This is a genomic window from Paraperibacillus esterisolvens, assembly GCF_046237625.1.
GTDB lineage: Bacteria > Bacillota > Bacilli > Bacillales > DSM-1321 > Paraperibacillus > Paraperibacillus esterisolvens.
This window is the reverse complement of record NZ_CP143545.1, coordinates 2372677-2388267: the sequence shown is the minus strand read 5'-3', so window position 1 is coordinate 2388267 and position 15591 is coordinate 2372677. Positions and strand designations below refer to the sequence as shown.

The following is a 15591-nucleotide window of genomic DNA, read 5'->3' as shown; positions in this document are numbered from 1 at the left end:
ATTTAATTATTAAATATTTCTCTTTGGTACTCTATAATTAACTCATCCAGTTTCTGGCTGAAGTCAATGGTTTCCTGGCTGTTCAGGCCTGTCTCAGCTGCAATGGAGAGCATTTCCTGCTGCATGGAATTGATTCTATCCAGTAGTTCATTCATTTTTGATTTCAACCTCTCACAGAACGATTACCATTAATTTTAAATTATTCAATTCGCAATTAGTATAAAATCATATAGACATTTTCTTATGATTTGCGACAAAAGACGTCCTTTGATGTAAGCGGACTTTCCGCCTGTTATATGTGCTTCCAGGTGTTTAGGAACTTTGTCCCTGTCATTTCCCATTTATCTTCATAGTTTATAAAAAAGCCGATGGGAGATGCAGGGATGACTAAAAATAAAAAAACACGCGGCCTGTGCCTGTTTCCGGGATACCGCTGGTGCGGTCCCGGCTGCAGCGGGCCGGGAGCACCAATCAATGATGTGGATGGCTGCTGTTACAAACATGATTTATGCATAAGCCGGGGCAGGCCGCGGTGTGAATGTGACAAGGCCTTCATAAGATGCTTGGAAACAAAGAGGAATCAGTATAGTGACAAGGGGCGCAAAGCATCCCTCATGTACAATTTTATGAAACTTAAAACATTATTCTGTAAGTGAAAAAAATGCAAAAAACCACAGTTTTTTAGCTAATCGTTAATTTGCAGCAGGTTTTATGAAAAAATTATCGAACTAAAATAATATGAATTCATCAATATGAGCTGATATTGTACAAACTAAGATTGCAGATGAAAGAGGGTATAAGATTTGACTGGGAAATTTTTCGCGGACTATAGCCAATTCATTGTAATTCCAGAAGAAGAAAAGAAAACATTAGCAAAACAATTTAATCCGGCAGATTATGCCTCCCATTATATCCTTACCCTGTCTTTGTATGATGCCCTGGTTACTAAATGGTCAGATGCAGGGAAATACGAAGTGATTCCGGAAAAAGGCATACAAACCGTTCTCGATGATTTTAATTTGAGGCAGAGGGAAACATTATACCTGCAGCTGCTGGAGCTGGATAAGGAAAAATCTTATTTTGTCATGGCTCTATCAATCAAAGATAAATTAAGCCTGGAGGAAAGCGAACTTAAAATCAGCCATATTGTAGAGAAAATGCTGACCAATCCCTTCTATATAGGACAGAGCTGGTATAAACTCATTGGTGACAAAGGCAGGATTCAGCGTAAGCTATTTTGTTTCTCATTCCGGGAATATACAGCTGGCGGGTAGCGAAGCAAATAGGGATGTCCTATCAGATCACTTTTCGGGATAACACATCATAGAGGCAAAAGACTTTGCAGCAAGGAATATCTGTGAGGGAAATACTTAAGCTAATATTATATATTGAGCAAATAATGACAAGGAGGGAGTATCTGCCCTCTTTTTTTGTTGCAGGTAAAAGAAGTTTTTAAAAGAGAATCAAGGCATCAAAATACAGGTAAGAGGCCATTGACCTTTACGCTGCGTTAAGGTGTAGATTAAAAAAAGAAAGGAGGATGAGGGTTGGAATATTCCATTCAAAAGCTTGCTGTTTTGGCCGGCATTAGTTCAAGGACGCTCAGATATTATGACGAAATCGGCATTCTGAAGCCGGCTAGGCTGTCCAATTCTGGATATCGTATTTATGGATCTGCCGAAATTGACAGACTGCAGCAGATACTGTTTTACAGAGAGCTCGGCGTAGGGCTGGAGAAAATCAAAGAAATACTGAGTGACCCCGAATTTGATGGAATGCGGCGCTCCGGCAGCATCGGGATCAGCTTCTCGAGAAAAGGAGACAGCTGGATTTGTTGATCAATAATGTAGAAAAGACTATTTTGAAGAAAGAAGGCTGGGAAGAGATGATGGATGAAGAAAAGTTCGAAGGCTTCAAACAGACATTGATCGGCGAAAACGAGAAGAAATATGGAGCGGAAATAAGAAAGAAATATGGAGTGAAGGCTGTAGAAGAATCGAACCAAAAACTTAAGAATAAAACTCAGGAAGAGTTTCAGGAGGCAGCGGAAGTTGAAGCAGACATGCTGTCTAAGCTTAAAATTGCAATGAAAACTGGTGATCCTGGAGGACAGCCTGCACAGGAAGCGGCAGCACTCCATAAACAGTGGCTAAGTTTCTATTGGGGCTCCTACAGCAGAGAGGCTCATGCAGGCCTTGCCCAGATGTATGTGGATGATGATCGGTTTAAAACTTATTATGATTCGGCAGAGGCAGGAACTGCCGAGTTCCTGAGGGACGCGGTTGTGATTTTCACAAGGCTGGATAGTACGAACTGATCATGCATGATTTTTTTCAAAATTCAGAGTAAATGGGAGGCAGACCGCGCTATTTTGAGTTTTAGCAGCATCATATCCCCTTGAGCACCTTATAAGGGGATTTCAGGACGTTGTCATAAAAGCCGCAAGCCTGTATTCTTGAGGTATCATCAAGTAACTGCAGGGATGATTTCTGTAAAAGAATATTGCCTGATTTGCTGCGCCAGGATGTCTGCATGGCCGGTGGATTACCGCTGTATAACCTGCCGGGAAAAATCCAAACATTTTATATTGAAGAAGCTGAACAATTCATTAGCTGGCATTCAATCCTTACTGACCGTTTTGTGAGATTCAATTATATCTTTTCCTAAGAAAGGAGTGGCCGAGATGGGTAGAAAAGCTGGCCGCAGACGTAAAGAAATTGAACGTTTCCTTCAGAAGGAATTTAAGAAAATCAGGAATGAGAAAAGTCAGGAGCCGAACGTAATTCTTCATATGATGGAAATAAAGTAACCAGATATTAACATCCTAACAGTTTTTAATCTATACAAGGTATATGGGGTCCGGATTTCTTCCGGGCTTTTTTGTTTGGTTTTCCCCAAAATTATATAGTCTCTGCGGCTTGAGGACTAAAATGGCTGCCATTGAATCTGAAACTTATTACAAGTAAAACCGTAAATAAAAAGAAAATACGGAGCTGGCATACTATCAGAAAAACAAATATGAGTTTTCTCCTCGCAGCCCATGCATGGAAAAGAACTGGACAAGAGCAGGACAAGCCTCATAAGGCGGTGGAGCGGAGTATGGAACACCAGGATTGCCAGAAAGATAGATAATATTGATACCAATCTGCAGGAAGCCACATGAAAAATGCAGCTCCGCACCTTTTCAAGCAATAACAGTCACTATGCCATCTGTTATATCTCCATTAATCAGATAATGTGCAGGAACACGGTATATGCCGGCTCTTTAAATAGATAAGCCGAATAGAATTTTGTATAAATTACATAAAGGAAGTGTCTGGATGGAAAAAAAGACAGCTTTGCTGGCGGGGGCAACCGGTTTAATCGGAAATCACTTGCTTCACGTGCTTCTCGATGCAGGGGAATATGATAAAGTCATTACAGTTGGCCGAAGACCCTTGAATATATCGCACCCTAAACTGGAAGAAGTGATCATGGATCTTGAAAAACTGGATGAAAACCGCATGCTTCTAAAGGCTGATGATGTATATTGCTGCCTTGGAACTACCATGAAAAAGGCAGGGTCGCGGGAGGCCATGTTCAGAATTGACGTAGGGTATCCAGCAGAACTTGCAAGAGTAACAAGAGAGGAAGGAGCTAAAAGATTTCTGGTCGTAAGCTCCATGAATGCCGATCCTGATTCACCCATCTGGTATTCCCGGATGAAAGGGGAACTCGAACAGCAGCTGCTGATAATTGGCTTTCCCTCCTTATCCATATTCCGCCCGTCCCTGCTGCTTGGAAACCGAAGTGAATTCAGGCTTGGGGAGCGTGCGGCAGCAGCAGTTTCAACCGGCCTCCGTTTCCTGTTCCAGGGCCCGCTCAGGAAGTTCAGGGCGATAAAAGGCAGTACTGTGGCAAAGGCCATGTATCTTGCAGCACAGAAAGAGAGCAGTGGAGTCATCATTTATAGCTCTGAACAGATAGAGCATTTGAAAGATTCTGTACCAGGACCATGAAATTTAAAGCCAAAAATAAAAAAATGCTTTCTAAAAGCTGTTATTCGTTTTATAATACTGTATTGGATAGAAAGATTTCAAAGGAATGTAAAGTCTTATTTGATTAAATACATACATGAATACAACAGTGATTTATTGAATATGGCGGAAATGAACTGGACAATAGAGCTATGTCTTAAGCCAAATAGAAGGTGGAGCAAGTGTGCCTTTTATTTGGCTTTTTTTGTTTTTATTGGAATGGAGGCCGGAATGAAAGATATTTCTAGAAACATCCAGAAAGAATTTGGCAGCTTTATAGGAAGGCTGTTTCGGACACAATTTGGGAAAGGGCCGGAATCTGTGTATGTCACAGTAAATGAAGCATACGTATCCATATACCTCGGGAATTTCCTTTCACCGCTTGAAAAGGCCCTGCTCGATCAGCATGAGGAAAGGGTCGTCCATCAAACAAGGGATATCATCATCCAAAAACTGCTGCCTGAAATCAGTGAGCAATTTGAAACCGAGGCAGGAGTGAAGATTGAGGCCTTCTATTATGACTGGAATCTGGAAAACAGGTCAGGAATGATACTTGGCAAGTTTTCAGAAGATGGAAGTCTCTTTTTGGGAGGACAGGAATACGAGGGAAAGAGGGGGGCCGAAGAACTGATGGCATCCCTTAGTGAAAGGATACAGAAAAGGCCAATTGCAATTGAGTCGGTTAAACTGAATCAGAGAATCCTGCTGATTAAACGAATCGGTGTACTTACCATGCTTGAACGTGAATTGATGGAAACCGATATGAAAGAAAACCTGCGCTATACGAAAAAAAATCTTGAACGCACGGTCCTGTTCAATTATGCCTTTAATTTTGAGTCCATCTTGAATCAAAGGATGGATGATATCTTTGTGGACTGGGATTTTTCAAAGGATATCAGCATGGTATTAATCATTCTTCATGCCAGAAGAAATAACACCGTTGAAGGGCAATGAGAGGTTTATAAAAAAAACGCAGGGGAAAAATAGACTAATATATATTCTTGCATTACGGGCAGAAGAAATGAAAGCTCCTGCTTAGGGAAGGGACTTCTTATGGGTAAAAAATCGCCGGACATGGAAATATCGAGCTATGTAGGAAAACTATTAAGGGATAATTTTGGTAAAGGACCAGAATCGGTTTTTGTTACGATTGCACCGCCTTTTTTTATCATCCATATTCGAAATTTCATATCACCAATGGAATCCGCCCTCTTAAAGCAAGAAGGGGAAAATATGGTTCAAAATACCAGGGAAATAGTCTTCCAGGGACTTGTTCCTGAAATAAAGGCTTTTGTCAAAGGCTTAATAAATATTGATATCGAGGAATTCTACTTTGACTGGGGAATGCGGAACAAATCTGCAGCATTCATCGGTATTACCAAAACACTGGAAAATAGCAGCCTGATTAATTCCGAATTCCAGGGCAAAGAGCTGATTGACAAAAAGATTAACGAAATCAGCCATGAAGCTCAAAAATATCCAGAATCCATGAAATCCTACTTAATCAATGACCGGGTCCTTCTGATCATCCGCGACGGCATTCTGGTCACAATCGAGAAGGAACTGATCCGCCAGGGTTACGGCAAGATCCTAAAAACCACCAAACGGATCCTGGAGAAAAAATTCCTCCACAATTCCGATTTTGAATCTTTGCTCCATACGAATATCTCGGATATTTTTGTGGATTGGAATTTTGCACTTGATCAGAGTGTAATTGTATTTATGCTCAGGCCAGCTAAATGACAGCGGTAATGTCCAGACTGAATATAAAGCTGGCCATAAGCTGAAATGACTTCAATCATAGATTGAAGCCGTTTCAGCTTTTTATTTTTCATCAAGCTTCCAAGGAGGAAACACCATGAAGCCATTAGTTTATTCGTTAGGCTGCATCCTGATAACCTATATGCCCCTGATGTTCATATTATATCTGTGCACCAATATGAGTTTAACTTCATCACTGATATTAAGTACATTGTGTACTGCTGGTTTAACAGCGGTGGCTGATTATCTAATTTTAAAACGGGCTGGAGTCCTGGCCGCCTGTCTTGCCGCTTTTTTCCTTACCTTTTTCATCTTCGGTATCGGCCTTGACCTGTCAGGCATTCATGGGTCAAAAGCCATCTTACTGACACTGCTGAGTTCCTTCAGCATCAGCGGCCTGCGGGCCTTGCTGTATGGATCTATAAAAAGGGATACGGAGGCGCCCGATTTAACACTTTAGGTTATTGGATGATTTTTTTGTCAAAAGGGAAGTCCTGTGCAATCAGATCTAGATTCTTAAAGACCTTGCTGCTGTAAGTGAAGTCCCCATAACAGTAGGGATAGCGGAAATTGTTTTTATCACCCCTGCAGTTATAAAGGTCTGGATCCTTTTTTACCTGAAGTCCAGAAAAACGTTTTGCCAGCTCTTCGCTGTGCCTGCCTCCGTTTTCTGACACATAGGAAATATAACCGGATCCCATATTATAGGCCTGAATTATCGTCGGGAAATCTACACCTTTTTTCCTCCCTAAACTGACAATCCGATTGAAGTGCCTGACTCCCTGGATGATGCTTTCTCTTGGTGTGGAAATCTTGCCAGGGGCTAGCCCGGCAGATTCTGATGACTGCATTGGATCGTTTCCCATCCCTTTGCTCTCCTGCTGCATGAGCGCGATCAAGACAGGGGTATAGGATTCCAGGTTAAATTTTTTTAATTCCTGCTCCAGTTCTGGAGCATATTTTTTTACACCGGAAAACGAATCCTGAATATATGAAGAAGTTCCTGAGGGCGCCTTGAATTCTTCAGTTATTCTCATGAGGCCGGTAAAAACGGCCATTATAGCAAGCAGCAGGAATAGCTGCCTATATCGTTTCCTTTTACGTTTATTCAAAATATCCGCTCCTGAACACATTCATATAATTATAGTATCATAAATATAGAAATTGTCAGAGTAGAGATGGAGGATTGAGTTGTAAATGGATATAGCAAAACTTATTAACGACCGCAGAACCATTAAAAAGTTCAAACAGGAGGAGGTGAAGCAGGAAGATATCTTAACCTGGCTGAACACTGCCGCCATGAGTCCCAACCATAGGATGACTGAACCCTGGAAAATCTTGTTCATTGGCAGAAACACCAGAATGTCCCTAAATCATAAAAGGAATTTCGGGGACGCTCCGGTCTTATTCGCTGTCTTGTCACATAAAGGTTCCTCTGATTTAGCCAGGGATGAAAATCTCATGTCAACAGCGTGTTTTATCCAGAACTTTATGCTCCAGGCATGGGCAGCTGGTGTTGGGGTATTTTGGTCCTCCCTTGGAGCAGCTGATGCAGCGAGGAAAGTCTTATCTGTCCCGGACGATTACGTAGTAGCAGGCATCCTGGCGGCGGGCATACCGGAAGAGATACCAGAAGCTAAGCCAAGGACTCCGATTGATTCAAAAATAGAATATTTGAAATGAAATCTATCTATACACCTAAACGAGCAGACATAAAGTCAGCCGGATTTAAACAGCTGCATTGTTTTTGAATGCGGCCCAGCGGGTATGAGAACAGGAGATGCAGGTTTAAAGGAAAAGGGAGATGGGGGCAAGTTGAAAACGTCAACCGTATTAAAGTGGATAACAGGTGCACTGGAAGCCTTTTTGGGCATTCCGTTTTTAGGGGGAGCAATTATATTGGGATTCAGCTGGATGCCTCTCATCCTGATGGGATTCCTCCATCTCATCACCCTGATTATCTCGGCTGCAGAAAGAGAAAACCGGCACGGAAGCGTGCTGGGTATCATCACCTCATGCATTGCCTGGTTCCCGGTTCTTGGGATGATTATGCATATAGTGACAGGATTGGTCCTGATAATAGATGCATTAAGGTCCAGGCGGAGGGAAGCCTTGTAATCCCGGGAAAACCTTATTAGGAATATTTGCTTTCATTTGGGGGCAATATGAACCTGTACCTAAACATGCGAGGTGAATGGATTATGGCTGAAGAGCGGTTAGAAAATCTGATAATAGCCGGTGAGGATCAGTCGCAGCAGGAAGGAAACCATTCCTCCATGCTGTCTGATGAAAGGCTGGCGATGGAGAGCAAGCTGAGAAATGATCCCCGCTATGCTGAATATTATCAATAATATTGTTTAAAGCGGTTATGTAAAGGGAGCAGATTTTGATATCAAAATCCATATTAAAAGGGCATCGGTCAGAGCCGGTGCCCTTTTGCTTATTCCCGGGCACCCACGGCTTTTTAATGGGGATAATGTAACTCTCCCTAAAGACAATCCGGCTATGGCCCGATGTGGATTACAGAACCCGTAAACTTTTTCACTTTCTAATAGAGCCAATTAAACAGGCTATATTCTCGTTTCAGAAATAGCGTTCCTAATTTTCCCAAGCGCTTCACGGGCTTTTTCTTTGTTGGCAATCATTAAATTTACATAAAGTGCATCAATGAGGCTTAATTGACCGATCCGGGAGGCAAGGGCCTCTGAGCGATATTCGGTTTCCTCCGAGCTTGTATAAAGGGCTATTTCCACCTGCTGGCTGATGGGGGATTTCGCAAAGCCGGTGATTCCTATTGTTCCCGCTCCATTTTCTACAGCTGTTTTCAATATCCTTATGGTATCTTTATTCGTTCCTGAATGGGAGATAACGACTGCTGCGTCTTTATTAGTAAGCTGGGATGCGCTCATAAGCTGGAAATGGGAATCCGCGAATGAGTACGCCCTAATGCCTGTCCGCAGGAACTTATGAGAGGCGTCCATTGCTATGACCGCAGAACCCCCGGTACCATAGAATTCCACTCTATCCGCACCTTTAAGAATATCTACTGCTGCCTTGATGCTGTCACTGTCGATAAAGTGAAGGGTATTTTCCAGTGTTCTGATATTAGAGCGAAAAATCTTTTCTGCAATGGCTTTTTCATCATCATGTTCGGAAATTTCCTCGTGTATCTGCTGGATTGGGCTCATTACTTCAGAGGCAAGGGCAATCTTCATTGCCTGATATCCCTTAAAGCCCATTCGCTTGCAGAAACGGAAAACGGTTGCATCCGCTACATTAAGATCCTCAGAGACTTCATTGATAGTTCCATGAATAATTTTCTCCGGATGTTTTATGATATAGTCTGCGATCATTTTTTCTTTTTCACTGAATACTGCATAAGAGGAACGGATCCTTCCCAAACAATTTTGGCTCATTTAGAGGTTCTCCCTTTTGTTTTTATTGAAAATAGTATAGCATAGAGAATGTTGAAAAAATATTTCTTGAATTGTATCCTATAAATGAAATATTTTTTGATTAACCATACCAATACTTATAAAAAAGAGGCGTAGCAAATGAAAATCGGTTTAATTGGTTTAGGCAAAATGGGTTATAATCTTTCATTGAATTTATTAGATCATAAGCATGAAGTGGCTGCATATGATGTGAATGAAAATGCTGTGGCTGATATCACCAAAGCGGGAGCTGAAGGTGCTGCTTCCATTTCTGAACTTGTAGGGAAATTATCTGCTCCACGGGTTGTCTGGATTATGGTGCCAGCCGGGGCTATCACTAATAATGTAATAAAAGAACTGAAGGAGCTTCTGGCCGAGGGTGATATTATCATCGATGGCGGGAACTCCAACTATAAAGAATCAATGGCACGGTCAAACGACCTAAGTGAAAAAGGGATTTATTTCCTGGATACAGGGACAAGCGGCGGGATGGCTGGCGCAAGGCATGGTGCCTGCACGATGGTAGGCGGAAATCCTGAAGCATTCAAACATGTTGAGCCAATATTCAAGGATATCTGTGTGGAAAACGGCTACCTTTATGCCGGTGAAAGCGGAAGCGGACATTTCCTTAAGATGGTTCACAATGGAGTAGAATACGGAATGATGCAAAGCATCGCGGAAGGCTTCGATGTTCTGGAGAAAAGCCAGTTCAATTTTGATTATGAGCAGGTAGCCCGTGTCTGGAACAATGGCTCAGTTATCCGTTCATGGCTGATGGAACTAACGGAAAATGCATTTTCAAAAGATGCACGACTCGAAGGACTAAAAGGAGTTATGCATTCTTCTGGAGAAGGCAAATGGACACTGGAAGAGGCACTTGACCTTCAGGTGGCAACTCCAGTCATTGCCCTCTCACTTATGATGAGGTACCGCTCCCTCGAAGAAGACACGTTCTCCGGAAAAGTAGTCGCAGCCCTCAGGAACGAGTTTGGCGGACATGATGTCGTAAAATAATTATTGCAGAAATCAGGACGATTCACAGCCATCTGGTGATGGAGTGTATCGTTCTTTTTCTGTTGGAAAGGGGCGGAGCTGCGTGTATCCTAAAGCTTCCTGCAGCCAGGTGTACACATCCCTGGTCTTGCTGGCTGGCTGCAACTAAATCCGCTCGACCGTCTTATTATGTTTGTTCCTGCTTCTGTCCAGTTTCCATGCATGGGCTGAGAGAAGGAAGGAAAATCAGTAATTGTGTTAAAAATAATGATTGACATTATAATTTATGAAGGAGTAAACTGGATAAAAATTCAATTAAAAAAGTAATGACAGGAATGAGTAGCGGAATATCTCCCTGTACCAGAGAGCCGGTGGGTGGTGTGAACCGGTCAAAGATACCGTGAATTACCTCCTTGAACTTTCTCTGTGAAATTAAGTAGCTGGGAACGGCCCGAACCGTTACAGGAACCAAGCGGAAGGCATTATGCCTTCAACAAGGGTGGTACCGCGTGCAAGACCACGTCCCTTATTTAGGGATGTGGTCTTTTTTATATTCAAAAAAGGAGACATAAAACATGAAGCAGGCTGAAAAGGCACTGACTGAAGAACAGCTGCAAGAGGTAAAAAGGCAGCTGGACATTTACTTAAATGGCACTCATGAAATCCTGCCGGTTGAAGAACTAAAAAGAAAACTTATACATTCTGTTCAAAATGGGAAGCCGTTAAAGGTGAAGCTGGGACTGGATCCTTCTGCGCCGGACGTACATATCGGGCATACGGTAGTACTCTATAAACTGAGGCAGTTTCAGGATCACGGGCATATCATTCAGCTGATCATTGGGGATTTTACAGGAAAGATTGGTGATCCGACTGGGAAATCAGCTGCCCGGAGGCAGCTGACAGACATGGAAGTAAAAGAAAATGCAGCAACATACTTTACCCAGTTCAACAAAATTTTGGATATGGATAAGGTAGAGCTCCATTATAATTCAGAGTGGCTGTCGAAGCTGCGGCTGGATGAGATTATCCAGCTTGCCGCAAAGATCACGGTAGCGAGGCTCATGGAGCGGAAAGATTTTTCAGACCGCTTCCAAGAAGGCAAGCCGCTGTCTCTCCATGAATTCTTTTATCCCCTCATGCAGGGCTATGATTCAGTCGAGCTGGAAAGCGATATCGAACTTGGCGGTACAGACCAGCATTTTAATCTGCTCATGGGGAGGCACCTTCAGGAGGCGTATGGAAAAGAGAAACAAGTAACCATCCTGCTGCCATTATTAGAAGGATTAGATGGAAAAGAAAAAATGTCAAAATCAAAACTCAATTATATTGGGATAGATGAAAAGCCAAGTGAAATGTACGGGAAAACGATGAGTGTGCCTGACGAACTGGTTGCAAAATATATCGACCTGGCAACAGACCTCTCCCTGGATGAGAAAATATCCTTTAAAGAACGCCTGGAAAGAGGCGTTCTGCACCCAAGGGATGCTAAAATGTTATTAGCAAGAACATTGGTGAGAATGTATCACGGAGAAAAACCTGCCGCTGAAGCTGAAGCCGAATTCAAACATATCTTCCAAAAGGGCGGACTCCCCTCTCAAATACCTGAAGCAGGGTGGCCGGCGGGTGAAAGAATTTCAGCCATCGACTTACTGGTGGCCCTGGGGCTTCAGTCTTCAAAAGGAGAAGCTCGCAAGATGATTCTAAATGGGGGAGTCAGGATCGATAATCAAAAACTCACAGATTTTACCGCATCCATCCAGCCGGCCGATGGCATGGTGATTCAGGTGGGTAAGCGGAAATTCATCAGGCTTAGAAAGCAGGACTGAATATATTAAAAGGTGAAAGGAGAAGGGAATGAGTAAAGAAGCGCTGATCATAGTGGATATGAGCAATGATTTTGTCTCGGATGCCGGTAGTTTGACCGCTGGGAGGCCGGCACAGGAAATCGTTCCTTATATTAAGGACCAGGCGGATAAGTTCTATTCGGAAGGAAAGCTCGTGGTGTTTACCATGGATGCACATGAGGAAAATGATCTTCATTTTCAACTTTGGCCTCCGCATAACATAGTAGGAACGGAAGGCCAGGAACTTTTCGGTGATCTGAAGGAATGGTATGAGCAGCATAAGGTCCATAAGAACCGGGTATGGTATATTCCTAAAACCAATTATAATGCATTCTATAAAACCGGCCTGGCAGAAATGCTTAGGGAGCAGGGAATTGAAAAGGTTCATGTGACTGGAGTATGCACTGACATATGCAGCTACCAGACTGTGGCGGGAGCTAATGCGGCAGGATTTAAGACAGCCATCCATAAAAGAGGTAATGCGACATTCACTGATCTCGGGAACACTTTCATCGAACATATGAAGCTGTGCTTCCACACAGAAATAATCGAGTAGGTCCAGGTTAAGGAGGATGACACAAAGGTTGTGGTGACCTCCATAAGCTAGAGAATTATTTAAAGCTTCTAATTGGCGGGTGTGAATCCGGTATTCTACCGGGCTCATGCCTTCCAGTTTTTTCTTTTACGCTTATAGTTATAATTTATATAGCTTTCTATTACCGTTTCAATTCCTCGTATGAGCGCATATCTTCACTGTATTACATTTCCTTGCTTCGGCCGCTTACTTATCCCGTTTAACCATTGAACCTATCCATAATAGGATTCAGACTTCCCGTATTTTAAAAATGAAATGTTTACATAACATTGTTATGATTGGTTACTTGATGCCATACAAAACAAAATGGATCTAAAAGTTTTCAGAAAATATTGACAGCGCTTTCAATGTGTTTTATACTTCAAACAAGTTAATATTTTGTGACGGAGAATAGGAGATTCACAGTAGAGCCATTAGGGGTTTTTTCTGTGAATCTCCTTTTTTCTTTAAAATATTCACTTATATTAGAAAAAAGGAGGAGTTATTATGTCACCGTTTATGGGGGAAGTAGTTGGGACTATGATTTTGATTGTGTTTGGCGCTGGTATCGGTGCGGGCAGTTCACTGAACAGAACGTACTCGAACAATCCAGGGTGGATTGTTATTACTGCAGCCTGGGGGCTGGCAGTAACAATGGGTGTTTTTGCAGTCGGATCGATAAGCGGGGCTCATCTGAATCCGGCAGTGACTGTTGCTCTTGCTATTAATGGTTCGTTTCCTTGGGCTGATGTTCCTGCTTATATCCTGGCTCAGATGATTGGCGCAATACTGGGAGCATCGCTAGTTTTCCTTCATTATCTGCCCCATTGGAAAATTACGAATGATCCTGGAGCAAAACTTGGCGTATTCTCAACTGGCCCTGCAGTTCCACATACGTTCTCTAACCTTTTTAGCGAAATGTTCGGTACTTTTATTCTCGTTTTAGGTCTATTATTTATCGGTGCAAACAAGTTTACCGAAGGGCTGAATCCGATTGCTGTGGGGCTATTGATTGTCGTAATCGGGATGTCGCTGGGTGGAACGACAGGATATGCCATTAATCCTGCAAGGGACCTGGGGCCGAGGATCGCCCATTTCCTGCTTCCAATACCGGGTAAAGGAAACTCAAACTGGGGATATTCCTGGATTCCTGTCATTGGACCGCTATTGGGCGGTGCGCTAGGGGCAGTATTTTATGATCTTGTGTTTTCAGAAAAAATGAGCGCGATGTTCTGGGCTGTGACTGGGATTTCTGCCCTCGTACTTGTCCTCGCCTTCATATCAGGAAATAAACAGTCAGGCCATTTAGGATCATCTAAGGCGACAGCATAACAACTTAATAAAGAAATAGGGGGATATTCATGGAAACTTATATCATGGCACTCGATCAGGGAACGACCAGCTCAAGAGCGATTCTTTTCAACAAAAAAGGTGAAATTATCCACACCGCTCAAAAGGAATTCACCCAGCATTTCCCAAACCCGGGCTGGGTGGAACATAACGCAAACGAAATATGGGGCTCCATTCTTGCTGTCATTGCAAGTGTGCTGGCAGAGTCAGGAATCAACCCAGAGCAGGTTTCCGGCATCGGTATAACCAATCAGCGGGAAACAGCTGTTGTTTGGGACCGTGAAACAGGTAAGCCGGTCTACAATGCCATTGTCTGGCAGTCGAGGCAGACAAGCGGCATATGCAATGAGTTAAAGGAAAAGGGCTATAACGATCTCTTTAGAGAGAAAACAGGTCTGTTGATCGATGCTTATTTCTCAGGGACGAAGGTGAAGTGGATCCTTGATAATGTGGAGGGGGCCAGAGAAAAGGCAGATCAAGGGAAGTTGTTGTTCGGCACAATTGACACATGGCTAATTTGGAAGCTTTCTGGAGGAAAGGCACATGTCACCGATTACAGCAATGCTTCAAGGACCCTCATGTTCAATATCTACGACTTGAAATGGGATAATGAGCTACTGGATATATTAGGAGTTCCTGAATCCATGCTCCCTGAGGTAAGGTCTTCTTCAGAAGTATATGCCAACACAGTGGATTATCACTTCTTTGGCAGGGAAATACCGATTGCTGGTGCTGCCGGAGACCAGCAGGCGGCGCTGTTCGGGCAGGCATGCTTTGAAAAAGGCATGGCAAAAAACACGTATGGGACAGGCTGTTTTATGCTTATGAATACTGGTGAAAAGGCTGTCAGGTCAGAGCATGGTCTGCTGACAACACTTGCCTGGGGCTTGGATGGCAAAGTTGAATATGCCCTTGAAGGAAGTATTTTTGTTGCCGGCTCAGCGATCCAATGGCTGCGTGATGGGATGAGGATGCTTAAGAATGCGAAGGACTCGGAAGATTATGCGGTAAAAGTGGAATCCACCGATGGCGTCTTTGTAGTGCCGGCGTTCGTCGGACTTGGGACCCCATACTGGGATAGTGATGTAAGAGGAGCGGTTTTTGGCTTGACCAGGGGAACGACCAAGGAACATTTCGTAAGGGCGACCCTGGAATCACTTGCTTACCAGACAAAGGATGTCCTGTCTGCAATGGAAGCCGATTCAGGCATTGAGCTGAAAACCCTCCGTGTGGATGGAGGTGCGGTGAGTAATAATTTCTTGATGGAATTCCAGAGCGGCATTTTAAATGTACCAGTTGAAAGACCGGTAATAAATGAAACGACTGCACTTGGGGCGGCCTATCTTGCAGGGCTTGCCATCGGATACTGGGAGAGCCAGGAAGAGATTTCTCGCCAATGGGCGATCGATCGCACTTTTGAACCGGAAATGACTGAGAGCAGTAGAGATAAATTATATGAAGGCTGGAAAAAAGCTATAAAAGCAACAATGGCTTTCAAGTAAAGGATTCCTCCCATTCTCGCATCACTTAAAATGCCGCCTCTTTTCTTTAATAGCTTTTAAAGATTTTAATGGCTTATTTACCCTTAAATCAGCTAAAAAGAAATAGAGGCGGTAATG

At 43.1% G+C, this 15591-nt stretch carries 17 protein-coding genes, 1 pseudogene and 1 other annotated feature; of the genes and pseudogenes, 15 read left to right on the top strand and 3 right to left on the bottom strand.

Annotated features, from left to right (window positions below; genetic code table 11):
* Nucleotides 1-2 precede the first annotated feature (2 nt).
* A complete protein-coding gene (locus tag V1501_RS12040) occupies nucleotides 3-155 on the bottom strand; it encodes a Spo0E family sporulation regulatory protein-aspartic acid phosphatase (RefSeq protein ID WP_409288404.1) in 153 nt (50 codons plus the stop codon).
* A gap of 648 nt (nucleotides 156-803) precedes the next feature.
* On the opposite strand from V1501_RS12040, the gene V1501_RS12035 reads away from it, so the two are divergent.
* From V1501_RS12035 to V1501_RS12005, 7 genes and pseudogenes are all read left to right on the top strand, one after another.
* A complete protein-coding gene (locus V1501_RS12035; protein WP_409288403.1) occupies nucleotides 804-1274 on the top strand; it encodes a hypothetical protein in 471 nt (156 codons plus the stop codon).
* Between the two features lie 273 nt (nucleotides 1275-1547).
* A pseudogene (locus V1501_RS12030) lies at nucleotides 1548-2317 on the top strand (MerR family transcriptional regulator).
* Nucleotides 2318-2683: 366 nt separating this feature from the next.
* Nucleotides 2684-2809: a hypothetical protein gene (locus V1501_RS12025; protein WP_409288401.1), complete on the top strand. Its 126-nt coding sequence runs from the start codon at nucleotides 2684-2686 to the stop codon at nucleotides 2807-2809.
* Between the two features lie 511 nt (nucleotides 2810-3320).
* Entirely contained in the window at nucleotides 3321-3998 is a 678-nt protein-coding gene (locus tag V1501_RS12020) for an oxidoreductase (protein WP_409288400.1), read from the top strand.
* A gap of 249 nt (nucleotides 3999-4247) precedes the next feature.
* Nucleotides 4248-4970, top strand: a complete 723-nt coding sequence (locus tag V1501_RS12015) for a DUF2294 domain-containing protein (RefSeq protein ID WP_409288398.1) — start codon at nucleotides 4248-4250, stop codon at nucleotides 4968-4970.
* A gap of 99 nt (nucleotides 4971-5069) precedes the next feature.
* Nucleotides 5070-5759 (top strand): Na-translocating system protein MpsC family protein, encoded by a 690-nt coding sequence (locus tag V1501_RS12010; protein ID WP_409288396.1) that lies wholly within the window; start codon nucleotides 5070-5072, stop codon nucleotides 5757-5759.
* A 115-nt stretch (nucleotides 5760-5874) separates the two neighbouring features.
* Nucleotides 5875-6237 carry a hypothetical protein gene (locus V1501_RS12005; protein ID WP_409288394.1) on the top strand — a complete coding sequence of 121 codons (363 nt, stop codon included), beginning with the start codon at nucleotides 5875-5877 and terminating at the stop codon, nucleotides 6235-6237.
* A gap of 1 nt (nucleotide 6238) precedes the next feature.
* On the opposite strand, the gene V1501_RS12000 is transcribed toward V1501_RS12005, so the two are convergent.
* Nucleotides 6239-6889 carry a lysozyme family protein gene (locus V1501_RS12000; protein WP_409288393.1) on the bottom strand — a complete coding sequence of 217 codons (651 nt, stop codon included), beginning with the start codon at nucleotides 6887-6889 and terminating at the stop codon, nucleotides 6239-6241.
* Nucleotides 6890-6974: 85 nt separating this feature from the next.
* Between V1501_RS12000 and V1501_RS11995 the strand changes: the two genes are divergently transcribed.
* The 3 genes from V1501_RS11995 to V1501_RS11985 all read left to right on the top strand — a co-directional run bounded on the left by V1501_RS11995 (nucleotide 6975) and on the right by V1501_RS11985 (nucleotide 8128).
* Nucleotides 6975-7460 (top strand): nitroreductase family protein, encoded by a 486-nt coding sequence (locus V1501_RS11995; RefSeq protein WP_409288392.1) that lies wholly within the window; start codon nucleotides 6975-6977, stop codon nucleotides 7458-7460.
* A gap of 132 nt (nucleotides 7461-7592) precedes the next feature.
* A complete protein-coding gene (locus V1501_RS11990; protein WP_409288390.1) occupies nucleotides 7593-7895 on the top strand; it encodes a hypothetical protein in 303 nt (100 codons plus the stop codon).
* 83 nt (nucleotides 7896-7978) lie between these two features.
* Nucleotides 7979-8128, top strand: a complete 150-nt coding sequence (locus V1501_RS11985) for a hypothetical protein (RefSeq protein WP_409288388.1) — start codon at nucleotides 7979-7981, stop codon at nucleotides 8126-8128.
* Nucleotides 8129-8347: 219 nt separating this feature from the next.
* Here the strand turns inward: V1501_RS11985 and V1501_RS11980 are convergent, their stop codons facing one another.
* Nucleotides 8348-9193 carry a MurR/RpiR family transcriptional regulator gene (locus V1501_RS11980; protein WP_409288387.1) on the bottom strand — a complete coding sequence of 282 codons (846 nt, stop codon included), beginning with the start codon at nucleotides 9191-9193 and terminating at the stop codon, nucleotides 8348-8350.
* A gap of 138 nt (nucleotides 9194-9331) precedes the next feature.
* On the opposite strand from V1501_RS11980, the gene gnd reads away from it, so the two are divergent.
* The 5 genes from gnd (at nucleotide 9332) to glpK (ending at nucleotide 15474) form a co-directional block, all read left to right on the top strand.
* Nucleotides 9332-10225: a phosphogluconate dehydrogenase (NAD(+)-dependent, decarboxylating) gene (gnd, locus tag V1501_RS11975; protein ID WP_409288385.1), complete on the top strand. Its 894-nt coding sequence runs from the start codon at nucleotides 9332-9334 to the stop codon at nucleotides 10223-10225.
* Nucleotides 10226-10521: 296 nt separating this feature from the next.
* Nucleotides 10522-10734, top strand: a binding site (T-box leader).
* Between the two features lie 45 nt (nucleotides 10735-10779).
* Nucleotides 10780-12030 carry a tyrosine--tRNA ligase gene (tyrS, locus tag V1501_RS11970; RefSeq protein WP_409288384.1) on the top strand — a complete coding sequence of 417 codons (1251 nt, stop codon included), beginning with the start codon at nucleotides 10780-10782 and terminating at the stop codon, nucleotides 12028-12030.
* Between the two features lie 28 nt (nucleotides 12031-12058).
* Complete coding sequence (locus V1501_RS11965; protein ID WP_409288382.1) at nucleotides 12059-12604, top strand: cysteine hydrolase family protein; 546 nt, start codon at nucleotides 12059-12061, stop codon at nucleotides 12602-12604.
* A 525-nt stretch (nucleotides 12605-13129) separates the two neighbouring features.
* Nucleotides 13130-13954: an MIP/aquaporin family protein gene (locus V1501_RS11960; protein WP_409288380.1), complete on the top strand. Its 825-nt coding sequence runs from the start codon at nucleotides 13130-13132 to the stop codon at nucleotides 13952-13954.
* Between the two features lie 29 nt (nucleotides 13955-13983).
* Nucleotides 13984-15474 (top strand): glycerol kinase GlpK, encoded by a 1491-nt coding sequence (gene glpK, locus V1501_RS11955; protein ID WP_409288379.1) that lies wholly within the window; start codon nucleotides 13984-13986, stop codon nucleotides 15472-15474.
* The last annotated feature ends 117 nt before the right edge of the window (nucleotides 15475-15591 follow it).

Coding starts and splice junctions, on each gene's coding strand:
- V1501_RS12040 (WP_409288404.1), bottom strand. CDS start 155: ATGAATGAACTACTGGATAGAATCAATTCCATGCAGCAGGAAATGCTC.
- V1501_RS11960 (WP_409288380.1), top strand. CDS start 13,130: ATGTCACCGTTTATGGGGGAAGTAGTTGGGACTATGATTTTGATTGTG.
- V1501_RS12020 (WP_409288400.1), top strand. CDS start 3,321: ATGGAAAAAAAGACAGCTTTGCTGGCGGGGGCAACCGGTTTAATCGGA.
- V1501_RS12010 (WP_409288396.1), top strand. CDS start 5,070: ATGGGTAAAAAATCGCCGGACATGGAAATATCGAGCTATGTAGGAAAA.
- glpK (WP_409288379.1), top strand. CDS start 13,984: ATGGAAACTTATATCATGGCACTCGATCAGGGAACGACCAGCTCAAGA.
- V1501_RS12015 (WP_409288398.1), top strand. CDS start 4,248: ATGAAAGATATTTCTAGAAACATCCAGAAAGAATTTGGCAGCTTTATA.
- V1501_RS11980 (WP_409288387.1), bottom strand. CDS start 9,193: ATGAGCCAAAATTGTTTGGGAAGGATCCGTTCCTCTTATGCAGTATTC.
- V1501_RS12005 (WP_409288394.1), top strand. CDS start 5,875: ATGAAGCCATTAGTTTATTCGTTAGGCTGCATCCTGATAACCTATATG.
- gnd (WP_409288385.1), top strand. CDS start 9,332: ATGAAAATCGGTTTAATTGGTTTAGGCAAAATGGGTTATAATCTTTCA.
- V1501_RS11985 (WP_409288388.1), top strand. CDS start 7,979: ATGGCTGAAGAGCGGTTAGAAAATCTGATAATAGCCGGTGAGGATCAG.
- V1501_RS12025 (WP_409288401.1), top strand. CDS start 2,684: ATGGGTAGAAAAGCTGGCCGCAGACGTAAAGAAATTGAACGTTTCCTT.
- V1501_RS11965 (WP_409288382.1), top strand. CDS start 12,059: ATGAGTAAAGAAGCGCTGATCATAGTGGATATGAGCAATGATTTTGTC.
- V1501_RS11995 (WP_409288392.1), top strand. CDS start 6,975: ATGGATATAGCAAAACTTATTAACGACCGCAGAACCATTAAAAAGTTC.
- tyrS (WP_409288384.1), top strand. CDS start 10,780: ATGAAGCAGGCTGAAAAGGCACTGACTGAAGAACAGCTGCAAGAGGTA.